Origin of the sequence: Streptococcus suis, from assembly GCA_024583055.1 — a bacterium.
Classification (GTDB): Bacteria; Bacillota; Bacilli; order Lactobacillales; family Streptococcaceae; genus Streptococcus; species Streptococcus suis_V.
Window position 1 is genome coordinate 1,715,828 of the sequence record CP102145.1, and the last position, 16,483, is coordinate 1,732,310.

The 16,483-nt window shown below is 43.9% G+C and carries 16 protein-coding genes; 7 read left to right on the forward strand and 9 right to left on the reverse strand.

Features of this window, described 5'->3' with window-relative positions; translation table 11 throughout:
• Positions 1-49: 49 nt before the first annotated feature.
• From NQZ91_08610 to NQZ91_08635, 6 genes are all read right to left on the reverse strand, one after another.
• Positions 50-1,120: a DUF4097 family beta strand repeat-containing protein gene (locus NQZ91_08610; protein UUM57402.1), complete on the reverse strand. Its 1,071-nt coding sequence runs from the start codon at positions 1,118-1,120 to the stop codon at positions 50-52.
• On the reverse strand, positions 1,117-1,872 hold the full coding sequence (locus tag NQZ91_08615) for a DUF1700 domain-containing protein (GenBank protein UUM57403.1): 756 nt from the start codon (positions 1,870-1,872) through the stop codon (positions 1,117-1,119). The genes NQZ91_08610 and NQZ91_08615 overlap by 4 nt, the downstream gene beginning before the upstream one ends.
• Positions 1,859-2,185 carry a PadR family transcriptional regulator gene (locus NQZ91_08620; GenBank protein UUM57404.1) on the reverse strand — a complete coding sequence of 109 codons (327 nt, stop codon included), beginning with the start codon at positions 2,183-2,185 and terminating at the stop codon, positions 1,859-1,861. Before NQZ91_08620 ends, NQZ91_08615 begins: the two co-directional genes overlap by 14 nt.
• Before the next feature lie 180 nt (positions 2,186-2,365).
• Positions 2,366-2,806, reverse strand: a complete 441-nt coding sequence (locus NQZ91_08625) for a formate/nitrite transporter family protein (GenBank protein UUM58849.1) — start codon at positions 2,804-2,806, stop codon at positions 2,366-2,368.
• Positions 2,807-2,965: 159 nt separating this feature from the next.
• Positions 2,966-3,622, reverse strand: a complete 657-nt coding sequence (locus tag NQZ91_08630) for a DUF1129 family protein (GenBank protein UUM57405.1) — start codon at positions 3,620-3,622, stop codon at positions 2,966-2,968.
• Between the two features lie 14 nt (positions 3,623-3,636).
• On the reverse strand, positions 3,637-4,581 hold the full coding sequence (locus NQZ91_08635; GenBank protein ID UUM57406.1) for a magnesium transporter CorA family protein: 945 nt from the start codon (positions 4,579-4,581) through the stop codon (positions 3,637-3,639).
• Positions 4,582-5,134: 553 nt separating this feature from the next.
• Between NQZ91_08635 and uvrA the strand changes: the two genes are divergently transcribed.
• On the forward strand, positions 5,135-7,960 hold the full coding sequence (gene uvrA, locus NQZ91_08640) for an excinuclease ABC subunit UvrA (protein ID UUM57407.1): 2,826 nt from the start codon (positions 5,135-5,137) through the stop codon (positions 7,958-7,960).
• Between the two features lie 31 nt (positions 7,961-7,991).
• On the opposite strand, the gene NQZ91_08645 is transcribed toward uvrA, so the two are convergent.
• On the reverse strand, positions 7,992-8,165 hold the full coding sequence (locus NQZ91_08645; protein UUM57408.1) for a hypothetical protein: 174 nt from the start codon (positions 8,163-8,165) through the stop codon (positions 7,992-7,994).
• Between the two features lie 131 nt (positions 8,166-8,296).
• Here NQZ91_08645 and NQZ91_08650 point away from each other — a divergent pair, with 131 nt between their 5' ends.
• The 5 genes from NQZ91_08650 to nusB all read left to right on the forward strand — a co-directional run bounded on the left by NQZ91_08650 (position 8,297) and on the right by nusB (position 11,727).
• Positions 8,297-9,130, forward strand: coding sequence for a DUF4839 domain-containing protein (locus tag NQZ91_08650; protein UUM57409.1), 834 nt, complete (start codon positions 8,297-8,299; stop codon positions 9,128-9,130).
• A gap of 86 nt (positions 9,131-9,216) precedes the next feature.
• Positions 9,217-10,278: a Xaa-Pro peptidase family protein gene (locus tag NQZ91_08655; protein UUM57410.1), complete on the forward strand. Its 1,062-nt coding sequence runs from the start codon at positions 9,217-9,219 to the stop codon at positions 10,276-10,278.
• A 63-nt stretch (positions 10,279-10,341) separates the two neighbouring features.
• Complete coding sequence (efp, locus tag NQZ91_08660) at positions 10,342-10,899, forward strand: elongation factor P (protein ID UUM57411.1); 558 nt, start codon at positions 10,342-10,344, stop codon at positions 10,897-10,899.
• A gap of 26 nt (positions 10,900-10,925) precedes the next feature.
• Positions 10,926-11,318, forward strand: coding sequence for an Asp23/Gls24 family envelope stress response protein (locus NQZ91_08665; GenBank protein ID UUM57412.1), 393 nt, complete (start codon positions 10,926-10,928; stop codon positions 11,316-11,318).
• Entirely contained in the window at positions 11,308-11,727 is a 420-nt protein-coding gene (nusB, locus tag NQZ91_08670) for a transcription antitermination factor NusB (protein ID UUM57413.1), read from the forward strand. Before NQZ91_08665 ends, nusB begins: the two co-directional genes overlap by 11 nt.
• A 200-nt stretch (positions 11,728-11,927) precedes the next feature.
• On the opposite strand, the gene NQZ91_08675 is transcribed toward nusB, so the two are convergent.
• On the reverse strand, positions 11,928-12,893 hold the full coding sequence (locus NQZ91_08675) for a LacI family DNA-binding transcriptional regulator (GenBank protein UUM57414.1): 966 nt from the start codon (positions 12,891-12,893) through the stop codon (positions 11,928-11,930).
• Complete coding sequence (locus tag NQZ91_08680; protein ID UUM57415.1) at positions 12,874-14,328, reverse strand: sucrose-6-phosphate hydrolase; 1,455 nt, start codon at positions 14,326-14,328, stop codon at positions 12,874-12,876. Before NQZ91_08680 ends, NQZ91_08675 begins: the two co-directional genes overlap by 20 nt.
• Positions 14,329-14,527: 199 nt before the next feature.
• Between NQZ91_08680 and NQZ91_08685 the strand changes: the two genes are divergently transcribed.
• On the forward strand, positions 14,528-16,417 hold the full coding sequence (locus NQZ91_08685) for a sucrose-specific PTS transporter subunit IIBC (GenBank protein UUM57416.1): 1,890 nt from the start codon (positions 14,528-14,530) through the stop codon (positions 16,415-16,417).
• Positions 16,418-16,483 lie beyond the last annotated feature (66 nt).

A 16,483-nucleotide genomic window follows, 5' to 3' on the forward strand; every position in this document is an offset into this window, starting at 1 on the left:
AAGACCAACTTAGGCTTCCTAAGTTGGTCTTTGTTAGCTGTTCGGTCATTTATTTTGGATCACGGAGGTTGATAGTCGCGTTGGTTGCTTCAACGGTTAATTTGTTTTTGCTTTCTTTTTTCTCAACAGTCAGACTAAAACCATCTCCTGTTTCCTTGACATCTAGTTTTTCATACTGGTCTCTTGTAAAAATACCAATGTCATTCAACTGACTTTCGTCAATCAGAGTTGATTCGCTTTGGGCAGTTTCCCACTCTTCATCTGACTCGTAGTGGTAGCCCATAAATTCGCCTAGACTTCTCAAGTCAAGCTTATTTTGAATCTGGAGGTTGATGTCTGCTAATGATTGGTCAGTCAGATCGATATTGGTCACGGTATAAGCTCGGTCTTCGTGTGGGAGGAATTTGTTGTCTCCTAGGAGAGTTCCTTCAATCAAATCCAGTTGGCCATAGTTTTCAACAGAAACATTTTCGAGCTGGGTCTGATAGAAATGGATATTGTCACCTTGTGCAGAGATAGTGGTATTTTTAATCGTTGATTTACTGATATTTGTATAGTAACTACTTACAGTACCTGATTCCAATTGGACATTGTTGAGATAGAGCATCCCGCCTTGCTCGACGGTCATTTCCTTGATATAGACATTTTCAATGTAGAGACTATCGTAGTAGCGATTATAGGTATTGTTACTGATGAGTCTGTCCAGTTGCTTACCTGTTGGAACTTCAATGGTAACAGAGTAGATGTCAATAGTGTCATCGGCTAATCTTTCCCCGAGAAACTGCATGATACCTTGAATGGACAGTTGGGGATTTTTTGAGCTGAGAGCCAGGATGCCATTTTTCTCAGTGACTTCAACTGTGTTGTGGGTGTTATTTTTTGAGTTGGCATAGGACACATGGAAGAGTCCATCAGTTGATTCCTTGATTGTAACTGAATGCGGAAGATCTTTAATCTGGATTTCTGATAGGGAAGTATAGGATGTTTGAACCTGATTTGGCTTTGCGATTTCTTCCAGGTGGTTGAGACCCCCAGAGAAAAATCCAATTCCAACCAGAATCAAGCCAGAAATCAAGCTGACAAAGCCCGTGATGAGGGCGATCGTAAGTTTCTTTTTCATGCTCGTTTACCTCGTTTCAAGATCCATTGGAAGAAGGTTTTGACCAAGCGCCATGCCCAATAGGTGAAAAATCCGGTCAAAAGGTAGAGTAGGATTGCCGCACCAAACAAGGATATGCCAGCACCAAAACCCATGATGAAGACATTGAATCCTTTTGATAGCAAGGTAAATCCTTCCCAAATCAAGGAACCACCAGTAACCATCAAGCCGACTCCTAAACCAAATGCACCAATGATGAAGGCGATAATTAATAATACCAAGCCCAACAAGGCCCCGGTCAGCAAGAGAAGAAGAGGGATGGTAATCGGAAGGGTAATCAGAGCAAGACTGGCCAACCAAACTGTTTTCCGTGTATGCTTCAATTGCTCTAAGTTTTTACCGATGTAAAAAGCTGCGCTGATAGTGACCAGGAAGATTCCCATGATTCCAAGCAGTGGTTCAACAAAGAGGAAGAAGGTAGAAATGAGAAGGGCAGCGCTCAAAAAAGCTAGGGTAAGCAAGAAGCGCTTGTCTTGTGGACTGGTCTCATCTTGTGTTGGAGCTGTATCTTCTAATTGACGGTTGAGCATGTTGTTGATCAGTTCATTGGCTGCTTCCTTAGGAGATCCCAGCTCTTCCATGATATCGGCTTCACGTTCAGGACCTGCCTCGTCAAAGTATTCTTCAAAAAAGTTTTTGGCTTCCAAGTATTCCTTGTGGGGCAACTTTTTCAAATGTTTTTCAAGTTGCTCCATGTACTCAGTTCTTGTCATGGCGGACACTCCCTTCTATGATGCCGTTGATAGTAGTCGTATAGATATCCCAATCTTCTTTGAGTTGGACCAATTCTTCATGGCCTAGCTGGGTTAAACTATAATATTTCCTCATCCGTCCTTGAAATTCCTGAGAATAGGTGGTCAAGAGATCCTGTTGTTCCAGGCGTTTCAGAATGGGATAGAGGGCAGATTCCTTTATGTTGGAAATCAGCTTGATGGTCTGACAGATCTCATAGCCGTAGGAATCATTGGATTCTAAAATGGCCATAATGAGAAATTCCGTCAGTACTGCAGGTACGGGAAAATGCATAGGACACTCCTTTCTTTGGTAGTTGGGTGATTAGGTTTGGATTTGGTATATATTTGTTATTTGTTATATATCAAATCTTGGTATATAACAAATATACACCTAAACAAATATTTTGTCAAGAATATTTGTGCAAAAATTACAAAAAAAATACGGCTGGAAGTCCAACCGTATTCATTCGGATTAGTCGATGTAAAGTTTTGATTTGTTGCTGAGCCAGCTATAGAGCAGACCGATTAGAAGTCCTCCACCGACAAAGTTTCCAAGACCTGAGAAGAGGAAGTTGCTCAATACGCTCATCACCGTCATCCCCTCAACAGCTCCGCCATTTGCAAAGAAAGCAAGAGAGAAGGTAGAGAAGTTAGCGATCACGTGCTCGAAGTCAAGGAAGGCAAAGATGAAGATGATGAAAATCAAGGAAATGACACGTCCAGTATCATCCTTCATACGCATAGAGATGAAGACTGCGATGTTTACAACGATGTTAGCGAAGATCCCTTCGACAAACTGGGTTAATGGAGTCTTCATCAGCTTGGCAGTCGTTGCTTGGAGCAGGTAGCTATGCTCGTCTAGGTGGCCAACCTTCGTGTTACAAAAAATGATTGAACAGAAGCTACATCCCAGCTTTGGAGGCCAACAGCTGGGATGTATAAATTATATTTCGTATCACACCGAAACGGAGTGTAGATTATATCGTAGGTGGATCGGATAACCCGAGCACTTTCTATGACGGCTACAACGCGTCGCTTGCAAGTTTGTAACAGTTGAAATGGAATTGAATGATCATTGCACAGGCTGCATGGCATTGCGGATATTGTATTTTCGCTTGAGCCAGTATCGAAGACCGAAAGCAGCAGCTGCGAGAAGCAAGGTTGCAAGTGGCGGTAGAGCGGGATTGATACTGTTTGGGATGAGTGAAGCCAGGATGAAGACAACCGACCAGGCAAGAGTAGCCAAACCTAGATACAAGATAGCTTTGACTAGTTTTGGTCGTTGGCCAGTTTTGATTTGTTCACGATAGACAAAATGGTACATCATATACATTCCCGCGCCGATACCAAAACCAATGACCAGGAGAGTGATGAGGCCGTATTGGCTTCCTTGGCCCAATAGGTTCATGATACCGTTGATGGCACCAATCAATGCCAACATCAATAGGCTAGAATCTAACCACATTAACCAAGGGTTTTCGTTATAGACTACTGTTTCAGCTTCTTCTTGAGCTTGTTTGGTTTTGCTGGCAGCCCATTCACTTGGGGGGCCAAATAAGTTGCGGGCGGTAGTGCCAGATTTTTGGTGTTCGATAATTGTTGGTAAAATTTCTTCCAAGAGTGACTTGATTTCTTGGTCGGATTTTCCATCCTTAATCAATTGATTGGTGGCAATATGGATGAATTCCTGGTTTTTCTTCGTTAAGGAAGGAAGGTTTGAAAGTGTCATAATAATCTCCTATGTTAAAACCATCTCTTGCGAATGAAGTAGAAGGTGAGTGATAAACTGATAGCAAAGGCAAACAAGATAATCCACCAGAAGGCATGGGGAATATCATTGAAGGGAATAATATTGTCCTTGAAGTTCATGCCGTAAGCCGAGAAGACCATGGTCGGTATGGACATGACGATGGTCATGAGGGCCAGGGTTTTCATAATGGTATTCTGGTTGTTAGAAATGATTGAGGCAAAGGCATGGGTCATGGAGTTCAGGATAGAACCATAGATGTCCGCCATCTCAATAGCCTGTTGGGTTTCGACCAGGGTATCTTCCAGCAAGTCCTCATCCTCCTCGTATTTGCGGAGGAGGCGGGTGGAGCTGGCCAGTTTTTTGACCAGGCGTTCATTGGTTTTGAGAGAGGCCTTGAAGTAGACGATAGTTTTTTCCAATTCCATGAGGACAATCAGTTCTTCATTTCGAGTGGCTTCGTGGAGCTGTTTCTCGATTTCCTCGCTCTTTCGGTCAATGGTCCGCAGGGCAGACAGGTAGAGCTGGGCATTTCGATAGAGAATTTGGAAAACGAAGCGTGACTTCATAAAGGTAAAGAAGTTGCGCAGGCGTCTGTGGATAAATTGATCAAAGAGCGGCAGTGGCTCTAAACAGGTCGTGATAATGGCGTCATCTGTCAGGATAATACCAAGCGGAATGGTGATATAGTAGGTCTTGTTATTCCGCTCTTCCAAGATGGGAACGTCGACGACAATCAAGGTGTAGTCATCTTCGACCGTGATACGAGAAGTTTCTTCTGCATCGAGAGGTGCCCTCAGGTCGGCGATATCAATCTTGTAATGCTCGGACACTTCCATGGACTCACTCTGGGAGGGGTTGACCAAGTTGATCCAAGCGCCTGGTTCAAAGGTTTGGATTTCTTCTAAATCAGTCATAGTTGATAGAAAAATCTGTTTCATATCAGTGCCCTCCTTTTCATTCTTGCATGTAAACGTACCCTTTATTATACCAAAAAATGCAGGAATACGGAATGATTTTTTTGAAGTGTGATATAATGGGGTATATTTTATGCTGGATAGGATGCTTGCCTATTTATAGCTGATTTTGAAAGGAACTGAACACGCCCTATACGCTGTTTGAAAAATTGCTGGTTTCTTCATGTTTAAGCATGTGGAACTGGCTTCTGCGTCGTAGACATCTGTGCCTTTTTCGGTTTTCAACCTGTGAAAGCACTAGTTGTCTTGACGAGGGTGTGTCTTCGAAATCACAGATTTCGGACTTACCGCCTATTTTGACTGTGCGTTTTACGGTCTTTGTATCTTTAGAAAGGATTTGAATGCGTGCTAAAAGCGTCGAGTTTTATACGGTTTCTTGACGTGAGATTTTCAAAACGATATTTTTTGAAAATCGAGCTAATACAAGATATAGAAATTGCCCATAGGCAGTTTCGTCTGGTGACGCGGAGCTAGTTGACCGTCACCAGTTATCTCGTAAACGCACTTATATCATGTTATGCAAGAAAATATTGTGATTCATGGGGCTCGTGCCCATAATTTAAAAAATATTGATGTGACAATTCCGCGTGAGAAGTTGGTGGTGGTGACTGGTTTGTCAGGCTCTGGTAAGTCGAGTTTGGCTTTTGATACCTTGTATGCCGAAGGCCAACGTCGCTATGTGGAGTCCTTGTCTGCCTATGCTCGTCAGTTCTTGGGCAATATGGACAAGCCTGATGTGGATTCCATAGAGGGTCTCAGCCCTGCTATTTCCATTGACCAAAAAACGACGTCGCGGAATCCGCGTTCGACGGTTGGAACGGCAACAGAAATCAATGACTATCTCCGCTTGCTTTATGCTCGGGTAGGGGTGCCTTACTGTATCAATGGGCACGGGGCCATTGCGGCTTCTTCGGTGGAGCAGATTGTCGATGAGGTTTTGGAATTGCCAGAACGCCAACGTTTGCAGATTCTAGCACCGATTGTTCGCAAGAAAAAGGGTCAACACAAGACCATTTTTGAGAAGGTGCAGAAGGATGGCTATGTGCGGGTCCGTGTCAATGGGGATGTCTATGATGTGTCTGAAGTGCCTGAATTGTCCAAGAGCAAGGCTCATAATATTGAGGTCGTGGTCGATCGAATTGTCATCAAGGAGGGCATTCGTTCTCGCTTGTTTGATTCGATTGAGGCTGCTCTTCGAATTGCGGACGGTTATGTCATCATTGACACCATGGATGAGAAGGAAATGCTTTTCTCTGAGTACTATGCCTGCCCAGTTTGTGGTTTTACAGTGCCCGAGTTGGAGCCTCGTCTTTTCTCTTTCAATGCTCCTTTTGGATCTTGTAGCGATTGTGACGGTTTGGGCATGAAGCTGGAAGTGGATACGGATTTGATTGTCCCAGATGCCAGCAAGACCTTGCGTGACGGTGCCTTGGCTCCGTGGAATCCAATCTCATCCAACTACTATCCTCAGATGTTGGAGCAGGCCATGAATCACTTTGGTGTGGACATGGACAAGCCTTTCGAGGAATTGACGGAAGAGGAGAAGAACCTGATTTTCAATGGATCGGATGGTAAAGAATTCCATTTCCATTATGAAAATGAATTCGGTGGGGTGCGTGATATCGATATTCCCTTTGAAGGCTTGATTACCAATATCAATCGCCGCTACCGTGAAACTAACAGTGACTATACTCGGACGGTTATGAAGGCCTACATGAATGAGCTGACCTGTGGAACCTGCCATGGCTATCGCCTCAATGACCAAGCCCTTTCTGTTAAAGTTGGTGGCGAGCAGGGACTTCATATCGGGCAGTTGTCTGATTTGTCCGTGGCGGATCATCTGGAAGTGATTGAAAATCTGACCTTGTCTGAAAATGAAGCGACGATTGCGACGCCCATTGTCAAGGAAATCAAGGATCGCCTTTCCTTCCTTAACAACGTTGGTCTAAATTACCTAACGCTTTCACGAGCAGCAGGTACGCTTTCGGGTGGTGAGAGCCAGCGGATTCGTTTGGCGACCCAGATTGGGTCCAACCTGTCAGGTGTCCTCTATATTCTGGATGAGCCGTCGATCGGTCTGCACCAGCGGGACAACGACCGCCTGATTGCCAGTCTTAAGAAAATGCGTGATTTGGGCAATACCTTGATTGTGGTGGAGCATGATGAGGACACCATGCGTGAGGCGGACTGGTTGATTGACATCGGTCCAGGTGCGGGTGTCTTTGGCGGAGAAATCGTGGCCTCTGGCACACCAGCCCAAGTAGCTAAAAACAAGAAATCCATTACAGGCCAATACCTGTCTGGTAAACGTGAAATTCCAGTTCCTTTGGAACGCCGTGTTGGCAATGGTCGTTTCTTAGAGGTGACCGGTGCCAAGGAAAACAACCTGCAAGATGTGACTGTTCGGTTCCCACTTGGGAAATTTGTAGCGGTGACAGGGGTGTCTGGTTCAGGTAAGTCAACCCTGGTTAATTCCATTTTGAAAAAAGCTATCGCCCAGAAGCTCAATCGCAATTCGGACAAGCCAGGCAAGTTCAAGTCCATTTCAGGAATTGAACACTTGGATCGCTTGATTGATATTGACCAAAGTCCGATTGGACGGACACCGCGTTCCAACCCAGCTACCTACACAGGTGTCTTCGATGATATTCGGGATTTGTTTGCCCAGACCAATGAAGCCAAAATTCGTGGTTACAAGAAGGGACGGTTCTCCTTTAACGTCAAAGGTGGTCGTTGTGAAGCCTGCTCTGGTGACGGGATTATCAAGATTGAAATGCATTTCTTGCCAGATGTCTTTGTTCCTTGCGAAGTCTGTCATGGACACCGTTACAATTCTGAAACCTTGGAAGTACACTACAAGGAGAAAAATATCGCCCAGGTCCTTGATATGACGGTCAATGATGCGGTCGAGTTCTTCAAACACATTCCGAAGATTGAGCGCAAACTCCGTACCATTCAAGATGTGGGCTTGGGCTACGTTACTCTAGGTCAGCCAGCAACCACCCTATCTGGTGGGGAAGCCCAGCGGATGAAATTGGCATCTGAGCTTCACAAGCGATCAACTGGTAAATCTCTCTATATTCTGGATGAGCCAACGACTGGCTTGCATACCGAGGATATTGCTCAATTGTTAAAGGTTTTAGCTCGTTTTGTTGATGATGGCAATACCGTGCTGGTCATCGAACACAATCTGGATGTTATCAAGACAGCTGACCACATTATCGACATGGGGCCAGAAGGCGGTGTCGGCGGTGGTACCGTTGTTGCGACAGGGACACCAGAAGAAGTAGCAGCTAACCCAGCCAGCTTTACAGGCCAGTATTTGAAGAGTAAGTTGAGATAATACATAGAAAAAAGAGCTGATTGGCTCTTTTTTACTCTTCTTTATCCATGTTTTGCAGGGCATAGTTACAGGCCTGAATGACAAAACTGGAAAAACTAACTTCTTTTTTGACAATAGCCTCCTCAATTTTATCAACTAACTCGGATGGAAATCGAATTGTTTTGATTTCAGTCTCTTTTTTATCAGATTTTAATTTAAAAGCCATATCACCCTCCATACTATTAGTGTATAGAGAAAACGAAGGATAATAAATGTTACAAATTGTATTACAAAATGTATTGTAAAGTTGGTATTTATATAGTAAAATATGGATAAGAAAAAGCAAAGGAGTTTATTATGTTGAAGAAAATGCTATTTTTGTTGACAACACTTTTAGCAAGTTTTATGTTGACTGCCTGTGGAGAAAGCAGTGAAAATGTTGATACCAATAAGATTGCTATTCCTGTGAGTGCGAATCCAGAAGATACGGATTTCCAGTCTGTGAAAAAGCAGTTAGAGGATGCTGGTTTTGAAAATGTAACCACTCAGAAAATTGATGATCTAACATTTGGTATTTTTACAAAAGATGGTGAGATTGAAAAAATTACTGTCAAGGGTGAGGAGGTTTTTTCAAAGGGAGATTTATTCGAGAAAGATGTTCCTATTACCATCCACTATCATACATTTAAAGAATATGATAACGAAACTGAGGAAAGTAGCAGTGAACCTGTAGAGACCAGTGAAAGTTCATCCAATGCTAGTACAACCCCAAGTTCCTCTGTGGAAGAAGTAACTGAGCCTGTTAAGGAAGAAGTTATTACGGTTGATAATCCAGATTTTGCTTATGTCACCTCGAATTACGACGAGAATAAGGCTAAAGAATTTGTAGAAAAGTATAAGGGACAAATTGTCGAATTTGATGGTCATGTTGCCTATACCGCACCCTATGGAAATTATGATACACGCTTTGATTTCTTGTTGGAGACTGGCGATTGGATAGACGAAAATACATCAAATTATACGGGGATTCCGATGAAGTTTGAGAATGTGAACTTCTATGATTTGAATTTTACAGATGATACGGACAGTGTTCCTTTAGGTACAAATTTACATATCAAAGCTAGAATTGTTGGTGCTGCAAAGTTAGGTCAATTGATTTTCTTAGAACCAGTTGAATTACGTTCGCGTTAAGTGATGGCTACTGTCTTTTTGACGGTAGTTTTTCTTATCTGCATTTTTCTGCTATAATAATCCTATATAATTTTCGGAGGTGGATCATGCAAGCGCGTGTTGAAAAATTTGAAGCAAAATTAGCTCAATCAGCTGTTGAGGGAATCTTGGTGACTGGTCAAAACAATATTTACTACTTGACAGGTTTTTGGGGGACAGAGGCGACTGTCTTCATCAGTGGCAAGCGTCGCTTGTTTGTGACTGATTCGCGTTATACCTTGATAGCTAAGGCATCAGTTAAAGGTTTTGATATTATCGAGAGCCGTTTTGCCCTTGAAGAGATTGCAAAGGTGATTAAGGAAGATGGGCTTGAAACCATTGGTTTTGATAGCCAGGTGACCTATGGTTTCTATCAAAGTCTGACCAGCATTTTTGAGGGGTGTCAGTTGGTTGCTATGTCAAACTTTATCGAAGACTTGCGTATGATTAAGGATGCGAAGGAAATTGCGACTATTCGCCGTGCATGTCAGATTTCAGACCAGGCCTTTATTGATGTTCTTGACTTTATCAAACCAGGTCAGACGACTGAGATGGACGTCAATCATTTCCTTGACCACCGCATGCGTCAACTCGGTGCTGAAGGGGCATCATTTGAGTTTATCGTGGCATCTGGCTACCGCTCTGCTATGCCCCATGGAAGAGCCTCAGAGAAAGTTATCCAAACTGGTGAAACGCTGACACTGGATTTTGGCTGCTACTACCAACATTATGTTAGCGATATGACGCGTACCATCCATATCGGTCATGTGACAGACCAAGAGCGTGAGATTTATGATGTGGTCTTGCGTGCCAATAAGGCTTTGATTGAGCAGGCCAAGGAAGGTGTCACCTACCGCGAGTTTGACGCTATTCCTCGTGAGATTATCAATGCGGCTGGTTATGGAGCCAACTTCACGCACGGGATTGGGCACGGGATTGGTTTGGACATTCACGAATATCCTTACTTTGGAAAATCTGACGAGACTATCAAGGCTGGTATGGTCTTGACGGATGAGCCTGGAATCTATTTGGATGACAAATACGGTGTTCGTATTGAGGATGACTTGTTAATTACGGAGACAGGTTGCGAAGTCTTGACCTTAGCTCCAAAAGAATTGATTGTCATTTGAGAAATCTGTCAGTTTGTGGTAAAATAAAACGAATAAATAAAATTTTAAGAGGTAGTCATTACAATGATTGAAGCAAGTAAACTTAGAGCAGGTATGACCTTCGAAGCGGAAGGTAAGTTGATTAAGGTTTTGGATGCAAGTCACCACAAACCAGGTAAGGGGAACACGATCATGCGTATGAAATTGCGTGATGTGCGTACAGGTTCAACTTTTGACACGACCTACCGTCCAGATGAGAAATTTGAACAAGCTATCATCGAAACCGTCCCAGCTCAATACCTTTACCAAATGGATGACACAGCTTACTTCATGAATACGGAAACCTACGACCAGTATGAAATTCCAGTCGCAACTATTCAAGAAGAATTGCTCTACATCTTGGAAAATTCTGACGTGAAAATCCAATTCTACGGAACGGAAGTAATTGGTGTTACTGTTCCAACTACTGTTGAGTTGGTGGTTGCAGAAACCCAGCCATCTATCAAAGGAGCGACTGTAACAGGTTCAGGTAAGCCAGCAACCATGGAAACCGGTTTGGTTGTAAACGTGCCAGACTTCATCGAAGCAGGTCAAAAACTCGTTATCAACACAGCAGAGGGAACTTACGTATCACGCGCTTAATTGCCCCTCTTAGAAAAGGAGAGCCTATGACAACAGAATACCAAGGCGAAATCGTTATTGCGCCACGCGTTCTTGAAGTAATTACAGGCATTGCAGCAGCAAAAGTTGAGGGGGTCCATTCTCTTCAAAACAAGCGGGTTGCAGATAGCCTGTCAAAATCATCTCTCAACAAGGGTGTCTACCTTCATACAGATGAGGAAGGGCAAGTGACGGCTGATATTTACGTTTACCTGGAGTATGGCGTCAATGTCCCTGCTGTATCAATGGATATCCAGCGAGCTGTCAAGACTGCTGTCTTTAACTATGCAGAGGTGGAGTTGGCTGCGGTTAATATCCACGTCAACGGCATCGTTCCAGATAAGACACCAAAACCAGCCCTGAAAGACTTGTTCGGAGAGGATTTCCTCGATGAAGAATAATAGACATGCCCTGCGGAAGTGCGCTTTGCAGGCGATTGTATCCCTAGAATTTGGCCAAGAGCCTGTCCAGGCTGCTCAATTTTCTTACCTCTATGACCGTGAGGAAGAGACAGAAGGTGTGGAAATTCCTCTCTTTCTCCTCAACTTGGTCAATGGTGTGGCAGCCTATCGAGAAGAATTGGACAAGGAATTGTCTAGCAAGCTCAAGTCTGGCTGGACCCTGGACCGTTTGACCCTGATTGATAAAAATATCATGCGCCTGGGCCTCTTTGAAATCAAACATTTCGAGGAAACACCAGACCGTGTAGCTGTCAATGAGGCCATCGAGCTAGCCAAGGAATTTTCAGACGAGTCATCCGCTAAATTCGTAAACGGCGTATTAAGCCAATTTATCCAAGAAGAAGCCTAATCAGGTTTCTTTTTTTCGTTTCTTTTTGAGTTGGGAAAGGGAGATTACTCTCAGAAAGAATTTAGCCCACCTGACTTAATAAACGCTCAGTTTCGGAAGGATGCCATGAAATGTTCAGAGTTGACTAGTTTGGCTGTCTATGGGATGATACAGGAGAAGTAGAATTTGACAAAAAAGACAAGCATTACACAATACTTGTCTTATATACTAGCTCCGGCGGATAGGCTGACTGGCAAAACGTAGTTCCGTTTATCCAGTTCCTTGCCTTCGATTTTATCAATCAACAAATCCACCATCAATTTGGCGATGTCAGCCAATGGCTGCTTAATGGTTGTCAGCTGCGGGTAATAATTTTCAATGAAATAAGTCCCATCATAGCCAATCAATTTGAGGTCTTGCGGAATAGTCAAATTGAGCGATTGGGCAACGTTCCAGACCAGTATAGCTGTCAAATCGTCTGACACAAAGATGCCGTCGGGGGCGTGCTTTTCCAGAATGGACTTGATTTCCATTTCCTTGCGAATGGGTGTAAAGTCGCTGGCAACGTGATAGACGGTTTCATCTGGTAAGACGGAGAGGAAACCAGACCGTCGCAGACCAGTAGGGGAGTCGGAATTATCATTCCCCGAAATCATGATAGGTCGTTTGCAGCCTGCCTTTTTCAGGGTTTGGGCCGCCAAGACTCCTCCTCCGTGGTTATCAGAAGAGACAACGGGAATAGTAGGAGAGAGATTGCGGTCAAAGGCAATAATTGGGGCGGACACCCGGTCATAGTCCTTGATACCCAGGTTGTGACTGCCCGAGATGATGCCGTCAACCTGATTGGCCGCTAACATCTCTAGATACTCTCTTTCCTTGTCCGATTCATGCTGGCTGTTGCAAATAATGGTCTTATAACCTCGGTTGAAGAGTTGGCTTTCCAGGTGTCCAATCAACTCGGCATAGAAAATATTATTGATAGTAGGGAAGATGAGTCCGACCAACTTGGCCGATTTTCCCTGCAAGCTCCTCGCCAAATTGTTGGGCTTGTAGCCCAATTCCCGCATGGCATCCTGGACTTTTTTGACAGTTTTTTCTGACAAGTAGCCTTTTTTATTGATGACGCGGGACACGGTTGTGGGACTGACGCCAGCTAGGGCAGCAACATCAGTTAGTTTTGCGACCATAATCTAAATGGTAGTAAGTTCCGGTTGGATTGCCACTGGTAATGGCAATGCCATTTTGATCAGCATCAGGGAAGACGCGACCAGAAAATACTTTTTCTCCTTTATTGATGAAAATTTCAAAGACAGACTTGTCTATGAAAATATTGGCAGTAAGCGCTCCAGGCTGAATATCACAAGCGCGACTTGTGCCAAATTCAAGAGCAAATGGCTGACCACAATGTTCGCGGTCCAAGCTAATCTGTCCCTTTTCTGTATCAACTGTCAGCACCAAGCCTTTTTGGTCTGCATTGGCAAAGAGGACGATTTCATGCTTACCATTGGCAGCAAAGTCCAGCTCCAATTCGTAGACATTGTTGGTTTCTTTTTTTGCTGAAAATGGCAGAGCTTCTTGGCGGAGGCTAGTAATGGCTTCGACCGGGTACTGGTAGAGCTTGCCGTCCTTGATAGTCAATTCCTTGACCAGGGACAAGCAGCCCTGGTAATCATAAGTATCCGTAGGATATTCCACATCTGGCAGGGCCAACCAGCTGACAGATAAGGTGCGACCTTCTGGTGCGTTAAATGCCTGTGTTGCATAGCACTCAAAACCGTAGTCAAGGTTGATTAACTCACTCGGTTCTACAATTTTTCCTGTTTCAGGGTCAAATGCCTGGCCAATCTTGTACATATTTGGATAGATGTTGCCGTAGTCCAGAATAGACTTGTCCAGACCCTGTGGGCAGTAGAGCAGGACGGGCTGGTCACCGACGAAGGCAATGTTTGGACATTCCATCATGTAGGCCGTCAGGTCATTTTCAAAATCCAAATCCGCCACATAGGTCCAATTGAGGTAGTCGTTGTTTTTAGCCTTGTAGAGCTTAACAATCCCCTTCAAATCCAGATTTTGTCCACCGACGATGGCGTAATATTGTCCCTTGTAGTTGAAAATCTGTGGGTCACGGAAATGGTCAGTCGTATCCTCTGGCTGCTCAATCAAGACCTTGTCAATCTTCTCGATCTTGCCATCCTTGTCCATGAGGGCGCCAATCTGATAGGTGTGACGTTGCCAATTTTCATCGCGGACATTTCCTGTGTAAAAGAGGAAGAGTTTGTCACCAAACTCCATGGCAGAGCCAGAGTAGGCACCGTGGCTATCGAGTGGCGTATCAGGATACATAATGGTACCTGTTTCTTCAAAGTGCACTAAGTCCGTAGATTCGGTATGAACCCAAGATTTCAAGCCGTGGGCAGCACCGAATGGGAAGTACTGGTAGAAGAGGGTCCATTTTCCATTAAAGTAAGAAAAACCATTAGGGTCATTGAGCAAACCGTGAGGTGTTTCGATGTGGAAGTTAGTTCTCCAAGGTGAGCTTGCAGTATTTTGTTTAATTTTTCCAATGTATTCTGGCGTCCAGTCAGCATAGGCTCTGTAACGCTCTTCAGTTGTAAAGGCCATATTTTCTCCAAAAATCTATACTATTTCATCCTATATAGTAAACGTTTCCTGCTTAAAAATCAAGTTTTTACCGTTATTTTGGATGAATTTATAAAAAAATATGACAAACGTTTGACATATTTCTCAAAAGTGTTATAATAAAAACACTGAAAGGTTTGAAAACACTTTCAAAAAATAAAAAATAAGGAGATTTTGCAAGATGAATAACACACAAATTGCAAAAGAAGTCATCGAAGCCCTCGGTGGACGTGAAAACGTACGTAGCGTAGCTCACTGTGCGACACGCCTCCGTGTTATGGTCGTTGACGAAGGAAAAATTGATAAGGATAAGGCTGAGAACATTGAAAAAGTTCAAGGTGCCTTCTTTAACTCAGGTCAATACCAAATCATCTTTGGTACTGGTACTGTAAATAAAATCTACGATGAAGTCGTAGCACTTGGCTTGCCAACAGCAACAACTGGTGAGCAAAAGGCAGAAGCAGCGAAACAAGGAAATGGTTTCCAACGTGCTATCCGTACTTTCGGTGACGTATTCGTTCCAATCATCCCTGCTATCGTAGCGACTGGTCTCTTCATGGGTCTCCGTGGATTGTTGGCTGCATTTGGCTACACTTTGCCAGAAGATTTGAACGTTTACTCACAAATCTTGACAGATACAGCCTTCATCGTATTGCCAGCCTTGGTAGTATGGTCTACCTTCCGCGTATTCGGTGGTAACCAAACCATCGGTATCGTTCTTGGTATGATGCTGATCGCTGGACAATTGCCAAACGCTTGGGTGGTTGCTAACGGTGGTGATGTTGTACCTCTGAAATTCTTCGGCTTTATCCCAGTCGTTGGTTTGCAAGGTTCCGTTTTGCCAGCCTTCATCATCGGTTTGGTCGGTGCTAAATTTGAAAAAGCAGTCCGTAAGGTTGTTCCAGACGTTCTTGACCTCTTGGTAACGCCATTCATTACACTCTTTGTAATGTCAATCCTCGGTTTGTTTGTCATTGGTCCAGTCTTCCACGTAGTTGAAAACTACATCTTGGCTGGTACTCAAGCAATCTTGCACTTGCCATTTGGTCTTGGTGGTCTCCTTATCGGTGGTGTTCACCAAGTTATCGTCGTATCTGGTGTTCACCATATCTTCAACTTCTTGGAAGCTCAATTGGTAGCCAACACTGGTGCTAACCCATTCAACGCGATTATCACAGCAGCTATGACAGCACAAGGTGCTGCAACAGTAGCGGTTGGTGTGAAAACAAAAAATCCTAAATTGAAAGCTCTTGCTTTCCCAGCAGCTCTTTCTGCCTTCCTTGGTATTACTGAGCCAGCTATCTTCGGTGTTAACTTGCGTTACCGCAAACCATTCCTTCTTTCATTGATTGCAGGTGCAATCGGTGGTGCCTTTGCCTCAATCCTTGGACTTGCTGGTAACGGTATGGGTGTAACCATCATTCCTGGTGCGACACTTTATGTTGGTAACGGCCAATTGTTCCAATACATCCTCATGGTAGCCGTATCATTTGCTCTTGGTTTTGCCTTGACTTACCTCTTCGGATTCGAGGATGAGACTCCAGCACAAGCTGTTGAGACTTCTACTTTGAAAAACGAAGCATCAACAGGTGCAGTTGCTCCAGCAGCGGACCTTGCTGAAGAAACTCTTGTTTCTCCATTGTCAGGTGACGTTGTAGCTCTTGAAAATGTGAACGACCCAGTATTCTCATCAGGTGCTATGGGTAAAGGTTTGGCAGTTAAGCCAACTGAAGGTGTTGTCTATGCTCCGGCGGATGCTGAAGTAACCATCGCTTTTGAAACAGGCCATGCCTACGGTTTGAAAACAGTGACTGGTGCTGAAATCTTGATTCACATCGGTATCGATACAGTTTCTATGAACGGTAACGGATTTGAGAAATTGGTTGCTGCTGGTGACAAGGTAAAAGCTGGTACACCACTTGCTAAATTTGATGCAGCGAAAATCGCTGAAGCAGGTCTTGATGATACAACCATGATCATCGTGACAAACACTGCAGACTTCACAGAAGTAGCTCCACTTGCTGAGGGTACAATCGCTCATGGTGCGGACTTCTTGAAAGTTGTTAAATAATCCGTAAAATAGGCACAGAAAAAGGCGATAAGCCTTTTTCTTCTATTTCTTTCTATGGTATAATAG

Excerpts from the sequence above, each read along its gene's own strand:
- NQZ91_08610 (UUM57402.1), bottom strand. The coding sequence starts at position 1,120 with ATGAAAAAGAAACTTACGATCGCCCTCATCACGGGCTTTGTCAGCTTG.
- NQZ91_08615 (UUM57403.1), bottom strand. The coding sequence starts at position 1,872 with ATGACAAGAACTGAGTACATGGAGCAACTTGAAAAACATTTGAAAAAG.
- NQZ91_08620 (UUM57404.1), bottom strand. The coding sequence starts at position 2,185 with ATGCATTTTCCCGTACCTGCAGTACTGACGGAATTTCTCATTATGGCC.
- NQZ91_08630 (UUM57405.1), bottom strand. The coding sequence starts at position 3,622 with ATGACACTTTCAAACCTTCCTTCCTTAACGAAGAAAAACCAGGAATTC.
- NQZ91_08635 (UUM57406.1), bottom strand. The coding sequence starts at position 4,581 with ATGAAACAGATTTTTCTATCAACTATGACTGATTTAGAAGAAATCCAA.
- uvrA (UUM57407.1), top strand. The coding sequence starts at position 5,135 with ATGCAAGAAAATATTGTGATTCATGGGGCTCGTGCCCATAATTTAAAA.
- NQZ91_08645 (UUM57408.1), bottom strand. The coding sequence starts at position 8,165 with ATGGCTTTTAAATTAAAATCTGATAAAAAAGAGACTGAAATCAAAACA.
- NQZ91_08650 (UUM57409.1), top strand. The coding sequence starts at position 8,297 with ATGTTGAAGAAAATGCTATTTTTGTTGACAACACTTTTAGCAAGTTTT.
- NQZ91_08655 (UUM57410.1), top strand. The coding sequence starts at position 9,217 with ATGCAAGCGCGTGTTGAAAAATTTGAAGCAAAATTAGCTCAATCAGCT.
- efp (UUM57411.1), top strand. The coding sequence starts at position 10,342 with ATGATTGAAGCAAGTAAACTTAGAGCAGGTATGACCTTCGAAGCGGAA.
- NQZ91_08665 (UUM57412.1), top strand. The coding sequence starts at position 10,926 with ATGACAACAGAATACCAAGGCGAAATCGTTATTGCGCCACGCGTTCTT.
- nusB (UUM57413.1), top strand. The coding sequence starts at position 11,308 with ATGAAGAATAATAGACATGCCCTGCGGAAGTGCGCTTTGCAGGCGATT.
- NQZ91_08675 (UUM57414.1), bottom strand. The coding sequence starts at position 12,893 with ATGGTCGCAAAACTAACTGATGTTGCTGCCCTAGCTGGCGTCAGTCCC.
- NQZ91_08680 (UUM57415.1), bottom strand. The coding sequence starts at position 14,328 with ATGGCCTTTACAACTGAAGAGCGTTACAGAGCCTATGCTGACTGGACG.
- NQZ91_08685 (UUM57416.1), top strand. The coding sequence starts at position 14,528 with ATGAATAACACACAAATTGCAAAAGAAGTCATCGAAGCCCTCGGTGGA.